The following is a 17,923-nucleotide window of genomic DNA, read 5'->3' as shown; positions in this document are numbered from 1 at the left end:
TTTTCATTATCAGCCTGATAATGAAAAAATCAGGCTATTTACTTGCCATTGCTTGTGAAAGTGCAATCCTACGAATGTTACCCGTAGACTTAGAACGATCAGTCACTTCAATTGAGCCGTCAGTTAATTTGCTTTCAGCAGAAACTAGCGCAGCCAATACCGCTTCTTTACGTTCATTTGACTTGTATTGTTGGTATTGCAAGTTCAAGCGTTCAGTACTTTGAATTAAACCATCGACCATCAAACCACGTTCATCTTTAATCGCTTGTGATTTAGCAAAGTCTTTGTAATCTTGCCCTGAACCTAAATAACGAGAGACACTTTTTTCCAAGTGTTGCATCGGTGCAAGTTTGGTACTTGAATCATGACTATTGGTACCACCACCAGCAACAGGGGAGTATTGCGCTTGAATTGCTTTCAAAGAGGTAATTGCTGGAGAAGTTAAAGCATCTTTCGCCAGTTTAGCCATCACATAATCTTGACCAGCAGATGTTTTCGCAATTCTACCGTCAATTGGAGCATCAGGTAGACCAACCATGTTGTTGATCAATGCATTTTGAGCACGAGCCATCGCCGTGTCTGGCGCTGCAGTCGTGAATAAAGTTGAAGCTTGTAAACTTAGACCAGCATTTTCACCAGCAGCACCACATAGTCCAGACGCAGCCTGAGAAGTGGTACAAAACTCATTATGAGCTTGTAACATAGCTTCTTGTGCTTTGTGAGGGTTCATGTAGACACCAGGCGCAGCAACCACTTCAGAGCCAACTTTATTTAAAATTGAACTATCAGCAGATTTATTGTCTTGTTGAGCTTGTTCACGATCGCCTAAAACTTCACACGCTTTAAATGCTTGGCCATGTGCACCAAACTCAAATTGAGCTTTTTTCATTTGCTCACTTTGTTTAACAGCTTGGTACGCCGTTACAAGACTTTGTGCGTTTTTATGTGCGTTATCTGAAATACCTTGAGCAGATACAGCCTCTTGTTTCGTCAGGATCTTAATCGCTGCCGTCACATCATCTTGTTGCTTTTTAATGCCCAAAGATAAGTTTGTGTCCAACGCACGTAACGCAGCGCTTTCCACCGCATCAGCCTGTTGAATAAGCATATTCAAGGTATTTACTGCCATCGGGTTGCCCACGGAAGCACAGTAATAAGCAGATGCAGAACCGCTAATAATGGCGAGGGTTAAACCGAGTGCACTAATTTTTGAACGAGAGCCGTGCGCTTGTGGCGCTTTCATAACTTTACGTGATGTTCTTTTCGGAGTACGCATTATTTAGTCTCCTTAAAATTGAGGCATAGTTTGTGAAAGCTTAACTTTCACTGACTGGCCGTATTTCGTTTTCACATCATCTTTTATCGGCTGAGATTTCGCTAAAAGTAATGCAGACAATAAACCTTCTTCACGCAAACTTTGCTTGTAAGTTTGAAGATCTAAATAAACAGAAACACCGTTAATGATATTGGCTTCTTTAAGTAGACCGCGTGGATCTTGCATCGCCATCGCCATTTGCCATTTTTTAGCTTCAGGACCACCGTAGTAACGTGCGATTGTTTGGTCGATCAAATCGTTGGCAGACACCATTTTGCCGTCAATATCTTTGAATGATTTTGTATTTTGCGCGTCAATAACCGCCAAGCTATACGCTGGCATAGCAAGTAAAGCTGTTTTTTGGTTTGTTGCTTGCAAATAATCTCGACCAGCTGGAGTACGTGCCGTTGCATTAGACAATGATTTATCTGGTGTACCTAAAATGTTTTCACGCACGTAATGTCTTGCAAGAGCTTCTTTTGAACCAGGTGCAACAGACTTAAACAGTAGGGAAGCATTGGTATCGCCACCCGGTAATTTAGACAACGTACATTGACCAGCTTGTGCTTCAGCAACCGTACAGAATTCAGCTTTATGCACGTTTAGGCGTTGATTAATCACTTCCTGTTGAGAGCCAACTAATTTACCGCCGACTTGAGAAGTTTGAGTCGCCATATCAGCTGCTTGATCAATCACTTGACCAGATGCACTCGACATATTTGTATTTTCAGCCAAAACCTCACAAGACTTAAAGCCTTGACCAGTATTGGCGCCATAAGCAAATTGTGCTTTTTTCATGGTATCTGACTGTAAAAGCGCTTGAATACCAGAGGCAATAGTTTGGGTGTTTTTAGTTGTCGCATCGGTAATTTGGTTAGCAGCTTGCGCCTTTTGCTTCACCGCAACTTTAAGCGCTGCAACGATGTTTTCAGTCGAATCATCTAACTTTCTACGGGTACTTTGAGATACTTGTTGAATATCATTTGCTTGGTTGCTTGCATGCTTAGGAATCTGAGAAGACATCTCGCTCATAATCGTACCCAAACCAACCGTAGCCCATTCAGCAAAAACAGGACTACTAATCACCAAAGTTGCACCTAAAATGACAGGTACAAACTTTGATTTTCCTTTAGGCTGTCTTAAAGTATTTTTACGCTTTCTCATAGTCATTACTCAAAGAATTTGGCTGAAGCATTGGAGTTTGGTGTAGTGCGTTGCATCACATTATTAGCCACCGAATAGTTAGCCAGTGATGAAAGAGTACTTCCAGCCATGTATTTATTTTGAAAATCAACGCAAGTTGATGAAGAGCATTCCATCAATCCGACTGGAACAACGTTGTTAGATGCAATTGACGAGTAGTTCAATGCAACAGTCGCTTGCTGTTCAGAAAGTCGAGAACGAGAAAAAACAAAAGCAGTATCAATGTCGCCATACTGCAGACCATTTGGAATCAAATTACAGACACCTATTTTTGCTTCTTCTACGCCACACGAGGTCGCCAAGTGAAACGCATATGGTGAGGTTGCTTCATCTGTTGAATTTGAGAAAAGTTTCCCTGAAACATCTTGCATGTATTTAGAAACGTTAAAGTCTTTTAAGTTTCTATTGAGATCGGTTTGTTCACGTTCTTCAAGAGCCGTACAAAAAGCTGAATCAGGGAGGGCAGCATTCGTACCAGAATTTAAAATCGCTTTTTTGATCTCAATATTTTTATCGACACTTTGAATACCAGCAACGATCATTTCTGAATCACGCGTTTGGTTATCAACAATTTGATTTGCACTGACCGCTGTTTGTTGAGTAGATACACGCACAGCAGAACGTACCATCAATTGCTGAGCTTGTATTGCAAGCTCAGAAAGGATAGTGCCAAGACTAAAAGCATTGGTAAAAAGTGGTACGGATAATAGACCAACCGTTAAAGTACCCACCGCAATTGCTTTAACAGGTGAAAACTGATTAACAGTAATTCTTCTTTTACGCAGATTATTTCTATTTTTCATACCACCCCCAACTTAAGAGAAAAAGTCTTTAATTGATTGGGTGACAGAAGTAGATTCTGAACTTGAAGTTTTTGCGTTAGACGGTGTGCTAGTACTGGCTTTTTGATCAGTTGAATAAGAAACTGGACTAGTCGAGCTACTACCATTGATTGTATAAGTATCTCCACCCTCAAAAGCACCGCTAGGCATAACTAGACCAGGATCAAGTTTACCAAGTTGACCATTCACAGCAGTACCAAGCGCACCCGATACATCAGTATATTGACCAGCTTTGTTGATTTCACCTATAACATCATTCAATGGGCCAACAAGTTCAGTACTTGCAGTTTTCATTGCGTCACACGCTTTTTTAGTCGCGTAATCGACAACCATTTGTTGCGCTGCATTGATGATTGTATCAAGTGATGGAATAGTCACAGAAAGGTCAATGATTTTACCGATGTCAGCAAAACAGCCACCTTGACTAGCTGGACTGAACATTTTGTTAATATCGATTGGACGACCCCAAACCGTCATTTGTAGATCTAAGTTGTCTTTAACGACTTTACCGATCCCATCAGTTGCACATGATTCAATATTGGTTTGAATGTTTTGAGCAGCTGCTTGTTCACCTTTTTTAACCGCCATGAAGTTGTTTTCAGCAGCAGTAGAGTTGAATGACGAATTAGAACTGGTAGACGAATAATATCCGCTATTTGAATTCGACAAAGGCGTATCACCACCAGAGCTACTTGCAATGGTCGATGATGTTGCGATGTTTAAGTTACCCATGTTTTGAGTATTACTGGTAACAGAAGCAACGGAACTTTGTTGAACTGCAATAGCACTTGAACACCCAATAACGGTAGCAACAAAAATGCTTAAAGCACTTTTAGTTTTAAAAACTGGCTTAACATTTTGTAGATTAGGGTTAGTCCTTAAAGTCTTGCCCCGAACTTGTTGTAGCCTTTTAGCTTTCTTGTGATTGTTACGCATATCTAGCCCTTTAAAAGAGTTATGATTAATGTTTTTTAGAAGCAAGTTCGCAAAGCACTACAACATCTTTTACTACAGCTTCACTACTTAAATATAAGGTAGCTATAAGGTGTTTTAACTCATATATCCTTTTAGCGAACTTATATATAGAATCATAATACCATTCTTCACCATATTGTAGTATATACTTCTCATTGGTTAAACATAGTTTTATGAATTCTTTTAAAATAGGACGCTTAAAAATAATAGCTGTCGTAATATATATAAACTGAGTACTAACCAAACACATTAAAGTATTAATTAGCTCTACTTCCTCTTTTAAGCATTCCTGTAAAACCGATGGCTTTAGGGTTTTAGAAAAACCTTCCTCAGTCACAATATCTTTTAAAAAACCTGAATCCGAGTACTTATTTTTCAGAAAATTACTTAATTCATGCACGTTCTTTAAGTAAATATTGATCTGATCTTTAGACGCAGTTTTGAAATGTTCCTCTACACGTTTTGGATCGTTTAACGTGATGTCGAGCATTTCAGATTCATTATTTTTTTGATTTAAAAGCACAAAAGCGGTGAAGCTGGTAACTTTGCGTGTTTCGCCAAGATAGCCACTACTGCAAGCATTCAAAAAAACAAGGCAATGCTGTTCAGTAAGATACAAGCCGTATTCTTTTGGTGTACCTGGTTCAAAGAAATTGAGTGAACGCTTATCAAAATGAAAAGTGTTCTCTAAGGTCTGACAAAAGTAGTTAATAGAGTGTACAAAAGCTTCTGGTACAAAGGTTGTAGGCTCTTGAGACAATGCTATGTTTTGGCTTTCTATGCTCATTCCCACGATTTAGTCCTCTTTGAGAGGTAGGGCGTAATAGCCCATTTGACTTAAAACACGTAAAGGAATATCAAAGTTAAGACTTTGCGTTAGACCAGATTTAGGGTTAAAGGTTTTAGCTGAAGCTATAAACAAAGTTTGCTCATTAATAAACACTTGAATGCTATTCGTGACTTTTTGTTCATCAAGTATGACGCCACATACAATATCTAATTTCACATCAAACGTATAAGCATCCATTTGAACGTCTATTGATTCCCAATCGATCGTCATGAACAAGTTTTGGTTTTCAAATTCCAAATTACCTTCTTCAAGAGCTTTATGGATTAATCCCTTTTCTAATAATTCCAAGTAAAACGCATGTAAAGGCGTTGCATCTGCAAAACCATGAGGATTAAACGGCGTTCTTGTCGGTTCAGTGATTTTAGTTTGAATCATGTTTAACTCCATTAAAGGGTATTTAGATTCTATCTTAAAACACCCTAAATGTTTTTATTTAAAATTAATTAAAACCCATTGCTATAAGTTGAAGCGCTTTCTTTAGTTTTAACGTTTTCAAGATTGCTTTGCGTAATAGTATCTTTGTAATGCTGACTAAACGTATTTTTACCCGTTTCGTTTATGTTCTTAAGCTCATTTTTAATGACCTTAAGATAGTCTTGATATTTTGGTGACTGTTCTACATAAACTTCGGTCGCTGCAATTGAGAACATGTTCTTATCATTGGTTGCGATCGGAAATAGGGCAGTATAGGAAGCATCTTGCTTGAGCTGGTCTACAGTTGTTTGTTGCTCAATGATCTTCGCCTGATAGTCCAACAATGTTTTATTGATATTTTCATGACTATGGATAACGAAATTCAACTGTCTGTCATTCGGACGTTCAAGGGTAAACGGCTGATCGATACCAGAAAGCTTATTACAGATCTCCATATTGTATCGGTAGGCTTCAAACGAGTCTGAAAAGTGATTAAAGTCTTTTCGGAGAGCATTATTGTTTTCTAAGTCTTGCTGAAAGTCTTGAAAGCATTGCAATACATATTCATCTTCATTTTTCTCAACGAATAATTGAGCGATGTTGGAGCACTGGTGCCGTTCGCAGAGATCCGCAAGCTTTTGAATGCTTTTAACCTCATTTTTCTTTTCTAAGATGTTGCGTAAATGTAGCTGAGTTGCCCGATACTCTTGCATCAACATATTGTGATGCTCGACAAATAGCTCATAATCGCTTTTAAGGTACGGACTGGCACCTTCAATCTCACGCTCTACCTTTTCATGCTTAGAGTTGGTTTGAACACGCTCACGCGTGGTATTCACTGTATTTTGACCAAAACCACCTAAGATTTTATCAAAAGTAATCATCGCATCGATGTCGCCAGTTACGTTTTTATAGAGATCCATGATTAACGCCCCAATGTTTGATCATTGTCATGATCGTTTCTACGTGCGACTTCTAAATCTATATGCTTATCAAGGTCACTCAAAAATTGAGATGTCGTATTTTTCTCAAGCTTTACTTGGTCTAAGTAGTTTTTAGTATTGAGATTCAAACCATCTTGGAGCGCTTCTAAGCGTAGGCCAGTTTTATCAAAATCAGCCTCAAGGATCTGATTCACTTCTTTGATTTTGTCCATGTCTTGCTGTTCTAGACGGTGTAACTTCACATCTTCATGAATCGCAGCGATATAGTGATCGGTTAAGATCTCTTGCTTTAAGTGCTGAAGCGCAATTTCCACGTTTCCTGTTTCAGCAATCACGGCGTTGAAGCTGTCAAAGATTTGACCTGTTTCAGCCGAGTTTCTAAATTCAACAATACGAGGCTCAACACTATTAAGGTTTACAAACTTGGCATCACCATACGCAGTAGGTAGTACTAGATGATCATCCATACATTCAAAAAGTTGCTTATATTCAGCATTCATAAGATTTGATGCTGCTTGAAGCTTTAAATCTTGTTGTAACGTGTCTAGGCGTTGGTTGAGATGTAGAAAGCTTTGAACATACATCTCGTTTTGAGAGTTTTCAGGCGCAACAACGGTTGAGGCCATACCTTTAACAACATTTTTCAGTTGCGTATTTTGAATCTGATCAGCAATTTGATTAAGCGCGTTAATGTGATCGGCTTTCACAAGGTTATTGTTTTTCAGTTGTTCAATAAATTGATTTTGTTCAATCACTTTTTCACTTTCCTTTTCGCTGAATAACGAATCTTTAATTTGTTGTTTCACCTGGTCCAAGTTAGAGAAGAGGTGAAGTACTTCTTGTTCATTGCTGTTATTGACTGCATTTAGCAATGTAACAAACACATCATGGCTGATTAGTTGTTGCTGATTATTTTCCGCATTCTGAAATTCAGCAATTTGGCTACGGCTAATGACTTCAACACCAACATCATTGATATAGCTTGCACCAATCGGGGAGAGTTGATTATCTGGAGCTTTTACGGCGTAGTACTCGCCTGATTTGCCATCATCTTTGGCGCATAGACCAATATATGTATTGCCATCTTGCGTAATGATTTTTGAACCGATGCTATTGAGTGCTGCAGAGGGTTGTAACGTACTCAAGGTTTGAATCAATTCTTTTTCGCGATTTTGATGAATTGCATTACTTACTGCTTGGTAAACTTCAGGATCTAAATAAGTCACCTGATTGGCAGATTCTTCATTGAGCGCCGTGACAGTATTCCACTCTAAAATATCTTTACGCGGTATCGTTGTAATACCGGCATTAATAATATCTTCCGTGGTAATTTGACGATCAAGGTTGGTAATGGCCACGGCGTTGTATTCGGGTGCAATTGATTTATGACCTTCCGAATCTGAAGTCAGTACCACGAATTGACCGTAATCCGTTTTCACCATAGCACCTACAACACTGAGCTTGCCTTCCAAAATCATTTTTGAAAGTTCAAGTTCACGTTCGGCAGATCTGGCGTAAGTATTAGTCTGTTCTGCAGTATTGTTGATGGTATCGGCTTTGAGCTTGTCTAAGTATTCGCTTGAAAATTTACCAAGCGCATTTAACTCGTCTATCGGCTCGACAGACTCCAGCTCATACAGTGGAACGGTAGAGGATTCATTCACGATGTCTTTAAGATAAAGCACATCTTTTTCAGTGATATTTTCGAGATCTTCAATCACCGAAAGAGGCACAACGATCGCACGTTTATCCAGATTATCGGAAGCTATATCCAAAACAACCATATTGGTTTGGGTTGTTTCATCTTCATAAACCATACCGACAAACTGTTCAATTTCAGCATTAGAAACATTGTTGTGACGGTCTTTAAAGAATGCTTCTAAGTCAGAATCATGATCAACATAAATACTGTCATAAGGGTTCATTGGTTTACCGTCATTGTTTTGGTCTTGGCTTTGCGGTGCTGATTGAGTTGCCGACTGTTCTGCAGTATTGCCTTTAAACTTACCCAAAAGGTTTGAAAGTTTAGATTTGGCTTTCTTTACTTGATCCGAAATCATTTGACCTGATTGATAGGCACGTTGAATAAACTGATCTTTGTATGAAGCTTTGGCTTCTTCAGTCATTTGTTCTGGATCTTGCCCTAATGGATATTCGGCACCAAGGAACATACGTGCTTGTTCTAAATACTGAGAACAAATGGGTTCAAAAAAGCGACCTTCAAACTCATGGATCTTTTCAGACTTAATGCCTTCGTGCAGTTCTTCAATTGAGAGAAACGTTACTTTGTCTTCAATCGTTTCTAAATAGAACGGCGTAATCGGGGTAGGTGCATCGCTACCTTCCACTTGAGGCGGTAAATCTGCTTCCTTAACCAGTTTGATAAATGGGGTAGAGGATTCAACACCTTCGACAGAATCCTTACCGACTACATCAATCACGATGTATTGTTCACCGTCAATGGCATAGACTTTAGCGACATTTAGATCGAATTCTTCTAAGGTAACGCCGTCACGGTCTTTATTCAGTTGAGTGGTATATGGATCGTTTAAAAGAGGCAACATTTGCTCTTTTGAGATCGGTTTTAAAATATCGGCATTCTTACCAGGTTCAGTCAATTTTGATTTATCGGCTGTATTGGCAAGCTGTTCGGGTTGTTGTGCGTCTGGATGGTTACTTTTAACGGTAACATCAGGATTGATTGGTTTATCCCAAATATTTTTCAGGTTATCAAGGCTTTTGTTCTTGTTGAACATGGCCATAATCGCTGCAATGATCAACTTGATTGTTTTCTTAACCAGTTCAATCATGACTGCAATCATTTTTGCACTGAGCGCAGCGAGTTCATCAGCGACCGTGCGTGGATGGCCGTGGCTATTTTCACGCGCTAAAGGAGGACGTTCGTTACCTTCCTCATTTCGCATATCCTTAAAGCTTTTAGAGGCAACGCTACTTGCAGCCAAACTTGCTTTGTCTTGTGGACCACCAGCAATGTTTAATGTGCTCTTTGGTGTACCTTTTGGTGCATTCGGATCAGCTGATTCAACATCTTCCTTTACTGTCTCTTTAGTCTTCTGATTTTCTTTATGTTCTTTCAAAAGTAGAGCAGCTTGCAACTGGTCGCTATGTTCACGGGTTTCTAATAACTGAATTACTTCCTTGGTTAACGTGTCCGTATTGAATTCAAGATAGTGAATCTCAAGTTGTTCAAGTCGAGCAGCTGTATGGTCGCTATTCACACGCCATTGATCCATGACGATAGTTTTTGGCACTAAGCCAAGTTCTTCAGCTTCAATCCCACGAATTAAGCAAAAGTCACGCACTTGGCGCATCAATGCGTTAATTTGGTTTTTATCGGTTAATTCACCTGAAAAATAGGTATTCGGTGCACCCGTAACTTCGTTGTAGATCTGCTGCTTTGCTTCACGCACGACTTGGTTTTGGTTAATCAAGCCTTCAATCGCGAATTGACGATTACTCAGGAAGTTGAGGGCATTTTCTTTAGTTGCACCCTTCAGGCTTAAACCATAGTAGGGCTGAGTGACAAAAGATTTTGTCTCAAAGTTAAAGAGGGTTTTTTCAGCCACTTGAACGGCTTCAAATGGATTCTCTTCTTTGGAAAGGAGGAAATCAGGATCATTGTCTGATAGGAATAATTTAGAGTCTGCAGTTGTATATACACGGTCTTCAACTGGCAATGAACTGTTATTTTCAGCAATATTGCCTAATCCTTGGTCCAGTGCGTTTTTAGTCTGGATTTTATTCAGATCCGCAATAAACTTAAGATCATCATCATTCTGCAGATCAAGCCCGATGTCTGCAAAGAATTCTAATTGACTGGCTGGATCTCTTTGCTCAAGTGCATCAAATACTTTACCAATCAGAACAGGATCAAGTTCAGCTAAATCATTGACAGTGACAGCGGAAAGATCAAACGTGTTTTCAGGAATGATGGACCGTTCATTCTCGTAATTCGGGTAACTACTACGCTCATAATCACCTTCGTCAAAAAACATCGGTTCATCATCGTTCAACCGAGTATCTTCAAGAGGGGGAGCGTAATCATAATCTGGGTGCCCAGGAGGTACAGAGTTACCGCCCATAGGCTGATCATATTGTTCATACTGATCATACTGATTATTTTGATACCCATCATCTTGCATGACTGGCGGTTCTTCCATTAATGGAGGTTCAGATAGGGGATCATTGGGATATGGTTCAGACTGGTATTGTTGCGATTGATCTTGTGCAACATTGTTTTGTTGTGGCGTAGGCTGGATGGATTGAAATTCCACGCCGTCCAAACTTAAATCATCCCACTGTTCCAGGCCCTCATTGAAAGTTAATGATTGGCCGTCTTGCAGTTGATCAAGTGTTTGCTCGTCAAAATTATCTTGTTTAGGGCTTTGGTCCATATTTGATCCTTATGACAGGTGGCCTTCCTGGTTTTAAGAGTCCTTTTTAGAATCTGTATCAACATTCCAAATAAAGTCTTCTTTAAAGTCAGAATTAAAACCAGTTGTGATGTCTAATTCACTGTCAAAATCCACTAAATCTGAGTTATTAGAAGATTCCTCTAAGGGATTAGAGTTGCACATAAAATACCTGTATTTGTTTTTTAAAACGTCAATGTGATCGTCACGGATATGATACATGGTATATACGAACTAGACCACACGTAATTGTTATTCACGTATGGTCTGGTATATACCTTTTAAGGGAGGGTTTTAGAAAGATAATTGCTGGATTTCTTGATCGTTATCTAAGGTTTTACCCTTAGGTAACTCAGCCTTATAAGCTGGCTCTTCTGGAGGATTAAGCATACGGTTAATTTCATTTAAAAAGTAATCATTACCATCAGGAAGCTTAGATTTTAAATCCAAAAAGGCAGCTTCAATTTTGGTTGTACTGTCCAGCTCGTCAACAAAGCGTTCAACATCCTTGAGATCAAGCGCAAATCTAAACTCATTACGGCCTGGCTCAGTAAAGTGGATGTTCAACGATTCATCTGTTTTACCGCCTTTAGGATCATGGAATACGTTGGTATTCGACATAAAGCGATTGAACTGTTTTGCAACAGATTTCACCGTCACATTAAAGCAGTCTGACCCGTTGTAGTAGAACTCAATACTTGCTTTCTTGTACGGGAAATTAACCTTAGTACCCACATAGTTATTGCGGTTGAAATCAATGTTTACAGGCAATTGATTAAAGAAGTTCGCAATCTCTTTAACTTGCTTAAACGTCACTTGGTTTTCAAGAGAGCTTTCAAACAAGTCAGTTGGTGTATTTGATGGCAATAATAACGCACGGTTACGCATACCATCAGCATCGGTAAATATAACGGTTGAATGTCGTAGATCTAGTGAGCTGACAATCTTATGTGCCTTGAACATATTGCCCGTTAAGGTAATCGCTTGTCGTGTGACATCACCAGACGGCGCTTTCTCAAAATAAGTACGCGTATAACGGGAATAATTGTTTTGTTCAGTAAATAAGTTCACCAAGGGTTGACGATCCTCAACATGACGTCTATTCACATCAGCATAAGAATAAAATTCAGGATTGAAGCGTTTTAGGATAATACGTCCTTTTTCACTCACTGGAGCTACCCAATCCAAGTCTTGCTTGGCATTTTGCATGGTGTAATTGATCAGTGGAACTTTAAACGACTTCTTATCACCAGGGTAAACCAAATCAAGCTTAACCGCATTCGGTGTGATTGCACCTACACGTAACGGCGGTAGGTCTAGACGTAGCAAAGCACCTGTTTTGTGATCTGGCGTCACTTCATCATCAAAAAGACTAGGTTTTGAGATAAGGAACAATAACCCATGCGCTGAATGACCTTCTTTTTCGTTCCTTTCCATAGAACGAGCCAAGAATTTTAGATCCTGAACAATTCGATACATGCGATCAAAGTTAGAGGTCAAAATAGGATCATTGGCAAGATAAACCGCTTCAGCTACTTTTTCAAAAGCATCTGCAGAGTGATCATCAGGTTTACGAAATTGAATATCATCAATGTGTTTTACATTGGCTTCAACAACACCGAAATGATCAAATACTTCGTGTCGATAATCACGAATCACTTCACCACGCATTTGCCCATTTTTGAAAAATAACTTTTGCTTAGCAAAGCCTTCATATTTTTGGTACATCAATGCCTCAAAGTTATAGGCATAGTGTAGTAGTCCGTGTACCGTTTCATTGATGTTTTCATTGATACGTTTAAATTGACGCACCAGATAATCATCACTTTCTTTGAACATGAGTTTTAGATTGTCAGCACGTAATGGCTCAACATGTTCAATGTATTGCAGACCTTCAAAACGCACAGGTAGATCAAAGGTATTGATCTTGGCTGCTTCTGTTTCTGAAGTCACGGTAAAGAAGTTGTCCTTCACTTCAAACTCACGGACTTTTTTAGCTTTCCAGTCTAAAAAGTTGGTCTTGAGAGGGTTACGACCCAACAAGTCTAATTCACGGATCTTATCGTTATAGTCAACAACCAAGTCTTGATAAACCTGTTCTTGCTGACTAATCGGCATCAAAATCAGTTTAGATAGCAACTGGTTCACATGATAGTTTTGCGCCGTGCGATATGATGGTCCTTTTTCATCATCCGAAATATCAATATCAAGTGTGTTCGCCAAGTTTACGTTATTTTTTAAATAGTCCAACGCTACCCGGTTGCCAATGTAGTTGAGCATGTCAGGATAATCGTTTTCGTTAAACTTGGTTTCTGAGTTGGCAGAGACGTTCGCTGATAGGGTAGACAGTTTACGCATCATCATTAAGTGCATACGTGTTTCTGCTGGAATACCCGAATCTACTGTCGTCATAATCGGATGTGATTCTTCACCACGGCGACCCACACGACCGATCATCTGAATCGTATCGGTAGAGTTCTCAGGTTTTTGCAAGAAAAACAACTCACGTTGGCGCAAGTGATCCGATGGAATTGTAGGATCAGGGTTTTTGGCTGCATGTAGAGAAATACCCGTACAACCAGAGCGAGTCACAATAACAACATCGATTTCACCAGATTGGAATTTTGATTGAACCAAAATCTTACCTTGTGTCGTATTGTTCTCTTGTTTATTAACCTTCCATTTGCCGTCTCTTGTTTCCGTTAAGTGGATCTGACGGCCAGAGATTTCATCAATCTTGAAGCCAGCTTTTGTCACCTTGTTACGTAGTACGTCCAAAGGCATCAAAGGTAGGTCAGGGAACTTTTGAATCTTTTCTTTGATACGATCCAAAATGATTTTATACGGACTTACCACTGGATCGCCGTTTTCATTAAATGTCACTTCCGTACTGAGCTTCTTAACGAACGAGTTACCGTAGTTATCTTCAGCTTTCACCACATCGATGCGATCTAACATCACTTCAAGCAAGTCACGGAATTGTGGGAGTTCATCTAAAACAGAAATTTGACTTTGCAGATAGCTACCGCGCTTATCTTCAAGCTTAGTCAATTCCTTTTGAATATTTTTCGCTGCTTTTTCATCGCCAGCGTCACGGTTTTCTTTGATCATGAGTTTTTGAAGCTCACTTTCAAGAAATTCAATTTCTGACGATACCGACTTGAAGTTATTAAACGCTTTTTCTTTTTCAGGCGAATCAGCGGTAACGTCTTGCGCCGTATCTGCTTTTAAAATCGCTTCCATGCGACTTTGCATCAAAATGTTGAATAGACTCTCACCCGTATTTTCCAAACCAATCACGGGCTTTCTACCCTCATGTAACGCCTGAATCACAGCATCACTTGTAGAGTCAGTTTTCAATGCCAATAGGAATTGCTTTTGGATCTGGTACATTCGAGATCCAAAGTTCATCACACTCAAACTTAAACGGTTTTTCGGATCGTCTGAATCCTGATGAAAGTCTAAATTGGCAACAGCATCATCATCATTGGCAATGTTTTCTAGCGCATCGAGGCGAATGTCTTTAGAAAATTTCACCATGTCCGTCAAGATGTCAGAAAGAACATCTGAGTAATTGTGAAATTTCTTAATTTCCTCTTCAGTTGGCACAAAGGTTTGAATGGTAATGTGCGAGAGATCTTGCTCTCTACGAATCATTGCAGAGCTATCTACCAAACCTTCAGAAATAAACTCCAAAATTGGACCATCTGCATTATCGATAACCTTTTGTAAGTCATTACGAGATACGGATCGAGGGAACAATTTATGGAAGAATTCAAGATTTTCAGGTTTCTTAATTGCCGATGCAGACTGGAAATTAATTAGGTTGGTCTGATCAATAACATCTAAGAAAAATTGACTTGTAGCTGATTTCAAGGATGCTGCACGGTGCGTTTCATCCATCACCAAAACAGTGTCTTGATTAATAAAACGAGTCAATAACGCACGTTTACGGTTTGGTCGGTTAAATTGGCTATACGTTGCCAATACCAAGTCATGTTGCGCTGGAATATCTTCAATTTCCTTAGGCAGATCTTGGCCAGTGAATAAAACCTCTTCAGTACCAAAGCGGTTAATCACAGCATCCGAGTTAAAGATAAACGGATCTTTAAAGAACTTGTCACTGTCTGTAGCAACAATATCACGCCAAATGTCGTTCAAGAGTTGCGTTGTATCTGTAAGGAAAACAGGGGGCTTTCCTCTTAACGCACTATATCGTAAACACGCAGCTGCAATACGACCTTTACCTAAACCCGTCTGGTCGCCAATAAGCACAGGTAAGTTTTGGTCAAAACGTAAAATGATATGGGCAACCGCATCGACCTGTTCACATGCAAAAGCGGACTTTAGTGCATCAAAATTGTCATATTGCAATTTCTTAGCGACATAGGCATCAACAAGAGTAGGGTAGTTACCATTATCGACTTCAGCTTGGAAATTGATACCCCCAAAACCTAATACATTTTGGATGTGTTTAGTCAATTGAGCATTTGCCTGATTAATCGCTTTAATCTGGTTTTTAGCCACTAAAGCAATTGGCTCAGATGCCATGGACATCGGTATATACTTAACTTGGTATATATTTTCCGGAGTTGGTTCTGTTGTGTTTTCAGCATTAGGAACAGGAACAATCGGCTGTAAATTTGATTGGTCAGATTCAACAGTCGGTTCTTCTTCTTTTTGCTCAGTACCGATCGCTAATTCAGAATTTAACTTAGCAATCTCTTCAGCAGTTAAACCCGGTTCCTGTTTTACTTGCTCTACCGCTGGTTCTTCAGCTGGTGTTTGTTCAGGTGTTTCACCCTCATTGGTCGCCGTGGTATCACCTACTTGAAGATTAACGTCATCGTCAAGGTCTTCATCCTGATTTTGGTTCTCGTGCGGATTCTTTACCTCAGGCACGAAATCATTGTCATTTTCATTTTCAAACGTTGGTGTAGCTTCAGTTGGTGTAGGTACATCATCATCTGAACTGGTTGTTTGCGTACTAACTTCAACGGTTCCGAAGTCAAAAGAAACTTTATTCGGTTTTGATTTAGGTTTACGACCAAACATCGGTTTTGGTTTGACAGCTTCCTCTTGCTTAATCTCTTCTTCTTTAGCGACCACGACTTCATCAAACATAGTGACTGCAGACGTAGGCGTTACACTTGATGCAATATCTTCAAGTGGCGAAACAGGCTGTTCATCACCTAGACTGGCAAACAAATCGTCATTTTCTTTTTCAACAGGCTTAACCTCAACAACAGGTTCAACCACTGGTGCTTGTTGTGCTTGTTGCTCAACTGGAGTCGGAGTAGTTGGCTTGAAGTATAGATCCTTATTCGGATTCAAACGTTTATAGATTACGTTATTAGCCCATCCCCAAAGTTCGTCATAGTCCGTTATGACTTTCAACTTATCTGGTACCACAGAAGATTGGTAAGTTTGTAGTAACGCTTGTTCATTTTTACGATTGCCTACCACCAACATACGAACATTTTGATTAGCGCCGTTTCGTGCATATGCATTGCCGTGGATTTCTACAACCGCCTCAACTTCATAATGCTTATAGAGATAATTGAGTAAATTCTTTGATTTACGCTCAACCGTACCATCTGAAATCTGTTTATCTGAGCCAATAATGAAAACTGAACGCCCTTGATCGTTTCGTGCGTTTAGTGATTTAACCAGAATGGCATGGTCCAATTTATCCGTACTGAACCAGACGTTTTCTGATGGATCTACCAATAATGGGTTTGGATCTACGCCGTTACGCTGTTGAACCAAAATTGGTGCAACACGTTCTAATTTATCCATAGCACCAAAAGGAGGGTTGGCAATCACATAGTCAACTTTTTGCTTAAACGTTTGCTCAAAATCAATTTGTGTAGCATCTGCAGTAACAACCGTGCATTCATAATTTTGAGTCAGTGCTTTTGTACGTTCAGCACGTTTGGGATCTAACTCAACCGCATAGACAGAAGCATTACGCTCTTGGGTTAATAAACCGATTAAAGATCCATTACCCACAGTTGGCTCGAGCACGGAAAAGTTTTGTTTTGTTCGGTTATCACCCTCAATCAATAAGCGCTGAGCCACAAGTGACATCGGGATTGGAGTCGAATATTGCTGTAACATACGAATCGTATTGTTTCGCATGGTCTTAGTCGGCATGCGATTGTATAACGCTAAACTCGTTTTAAATGAGCTCTCAGTAAAATCAAGCTCACCTAACTTTTCGACCATCACTGTTTCAAGCGCTTCTTCTGCAGTATGGATCTGTTTATCTGTTACCTTGGATACATCAACGTCAGCATTTTTGGCTTGCGTGATTAGAGCTAAAAACTTTAAAAAGTCCTGGTGATTATGGCTCTTTGTTTCATGTTCTAATTGATAGATATAGCCTCTTAAGCATTCTTTTAAATCTTTTTGCTTGGTCGCACGTAAGTACAGACTAGACGGCTGATCATTAGGACCTTCAGGTATTTGCGTACCTTGGGCATTCACGTAAAAACGGTTATGAGCTGAAGCATAGATTTTGTTGCCATCAGAGTTATAACCGAGTGGAGTTGCACTATTCAACGCAACGTTCAATCGTTGTGGCACCAATGTTTTTGCTTGGGCATTGAACAAATCATGCAATTCTTGGCGAGTCGCAAGCACACTACGGATAAATTCTTTTGGAATACCCAAAACTTCATGAAACAGTCTTGGTTTGATCGTTTCATTCAAATTGTATTGATACAAGTGACCGTCAAAGTGAGGATAAGCCTCAAACTTCATCGGTGTAAAACCAATGTTATTCAAATTTTCTTTAGATAGTTTTTTTTGAACGTCCAATAAGAGTAATTGGCTATCCGTCTGGCCAACACGCCGTACATCGAGATATACACCAGCTTGTGATAAGTCGATCCATTTAATTTTTTCGTTTAAATCATGAGTAGTCATAGCGAACCTGAAGAAGA

General features: G+C 39.6%; 9 protein-coding genes. All 9 read right to left on the bottom strand.

The features are described 5' to 3' along the window. Window positions 1–34: 34 nt before the first annotated feature. The 9 genes from ACEWB7_RS03350 to ACEWB7_RS03310 all read right to left on the bottom strand — a co-directional run bounded on the left by ACEWB7_RS03350 (window position 35) and on the right by ACEWB7_RS03310 (window position 17,906). The gene (locus tag ACEWB7_RS03350) at window positions 35–1,276 is read right to left on the bottom strand and encodes a hypothetical protein (protein WP_005028681.1); all 1,242 of its coding nucleotides are present in this window, start codon (window positions 1,274–1,276) and stop codon (window positions 35–37) included. Window positions 1,277–1,288: 12 nt separating this feature from the next. Continuing rightward, window positions 1,289–2,479, bottom strand: a complete 1,191-nt coding sequence (locus tag ACEWB7_RS03345) for a hypothetical protein (RefSeq protein WP_005028684.1) — start codon at window positions 2,477–2,479, stop codon at window positions 1,289–1,291. Between the two features lie 5 nt (window positions 2,480–2,484). Next, window positions 2,485–3,321, bottom strand: coding sequence for a hypothetical protein (locus ACEWB7_RS03340; RefSeq protein ID WP_099143557.1), 837 nt, complete (start codon window positions 3,319–3,321; stop codon window positions 2,485–2,487). Window positions 3,322–3,333: 12 nt separating this feature from the next. After that, complete coding sequence (locus ACEWB7_RS03335) at window positions 3,334–4,092, bottom strand: hypothetical protein (protein ID WP_240904284.1); 759 nt, start codon at window positions 4,090–4,092, stop codon at window positions 3,334–3,336. Window positions 4,093–4,321: 229 nt separating this feature from the next. Further along, the gene (locus ACEWB7_RS03330) at window positions 4,322–5,122 is read right to left on the bottom strand and encodes a hypothetical protein (protein WP_024160804.1); all 801 of its coding nucleotides are present in this window, start codon (window positions 5,120–5,122) and stop codon (window positions 4,322–4,324) included. Window positions 5,123–5,131: 9 nt separating this feature from the next. Next, the gene (locus ACEWB7_RS03325) at window positions 5,132–5,560 is read right to left on the bottom strand and encodes a hypothetical protein (protein WP_005028693.1); all 429 of its coding nucleotides are present in this window, start codon (window positions 5,558–5,560) and stop codon (window positions 5,132–5,134) included. A 68-nt stretch (window positions 5,561–5,628) separates the two neighbouring features. Beyond that, a complete protein-coding gene (locus ACEWB7_RS03320) occupies window positions 5,629–6,522 on the bottom strand; it encodes a hypothetical protein (RefSeq protein ID WP_125272079.1) in 894 nt (297 codons plus the stop codon). Between the two features lie 2 nt (window positions 6,523–6,524). Then, window positions 6,525–10,958 carry a hypothetical protein gene (locus tag ACEWB7_RS03315; RefSeq protein WP_099143554.1) on the bottom strand — a complete coding sequence of 1,478 codons (4,434 nt, stop codon included), beginning with the start codon at window positions 10,956–10,958 and terminating at the stop codon, window positions 6,525–6,527. 312 nt (window positions 10,959–11,270) lie between these two features. Further along, complete coding sequence (locus ACEWB7_RS03310) at window positions 11,271–17,906, bottom strand: strawberry notch C-terminal domain-containing protein (protein WP_099143553.1); 6,636 nt, start codon at window positions 17,904–17,906, stop codon at window positions 11,271–11,273. Window positions 17,907–17,923 lie beyond the last annotated feature (17 nt).

This window comes from Acinetobacter sp. NIOH-H-8 (assembly GCF_046635365.1).
Taxonomy (GTDB): domain Bacteria; phylum Pseudomonadota; class Gammaproteobacteria; order Pseudomonadales; family Moraxellaceae; genus Acinetobacter.
The sequence above is the reverse complement of the archived record's forward strand: the minus strand, read 5'-3'. Positions and strand labels throughout refer to the sequence as shown.

Excerpts from the sequence above, each read along its gene's own strand:
- ACEWB7_RS03350 (WP_005028681.1), bottom strand. The coding sequence starts at position 1,276 with ATGCGTACTCCGAAAAGAACATCACGTAAAGTTATGAAAGCGCCACAA.
- ACEWB7_RS03345 (WP_005028684.1), bottom strand. The coding sequence starts at position 2,479 with ATGAGAAAGCGTAAAAATACTTTAAGACAGCCTAAAGGAAAATCAAAG.
- ACEWB7_RS03340 (WP_099143557.1), bottom strand. The coding sequence starts at position 3,321 with ATGAAAAATAGAAATAATCTGCGTAAAAGAAGAATTACTGTTAATCAG.
- ACEWB7_RS03335 (WP_240904284.1), bottom strand. The coding sequence starts at position 4,092 with ATGGGTAACTTAAACATCGCAACATCATCGACCATTGCAAGTAGCTCT.
- ACEWB7_RS03330 (WP_024160804.1), bottom strand. The coding sequence starts at position 5,122 with ATGAGCATAGAAAGCCAAAACATAGCATTGTCTCAAGAGCCTACAACC.
- ACEWB7_RS03325 (WP_005028693.1), bottom strand. The coding sequence starts at position 5,560 with ATGATTCAAACTAAAATCACTGAACCGACAAGAACGCCGTTTAATCCT.
- ACEWB7_RS03320 (WP_125272079.1), bottom strand. The coding sequence starts at position 6,522 with ATGGATCTCTATAAAAACGTAACTGGCGACATCGATGCGATGATTACT.
- ACEWB7_RS03315 (WP_099143554.1), bottom strand. The coding sequence starts at position 10,958 with ATGGACCAAAGCCCTAAACAAGATAATTTTGACGAGCAAACACTTGAT.
- ACEWB7_RS03310 (WP_099143553.1), bottom strand. The coding sequence starts at position 17,906 with ATGACTACTCATGATTTAAACGAAAAAATTAAATGGATCGACTTATCA.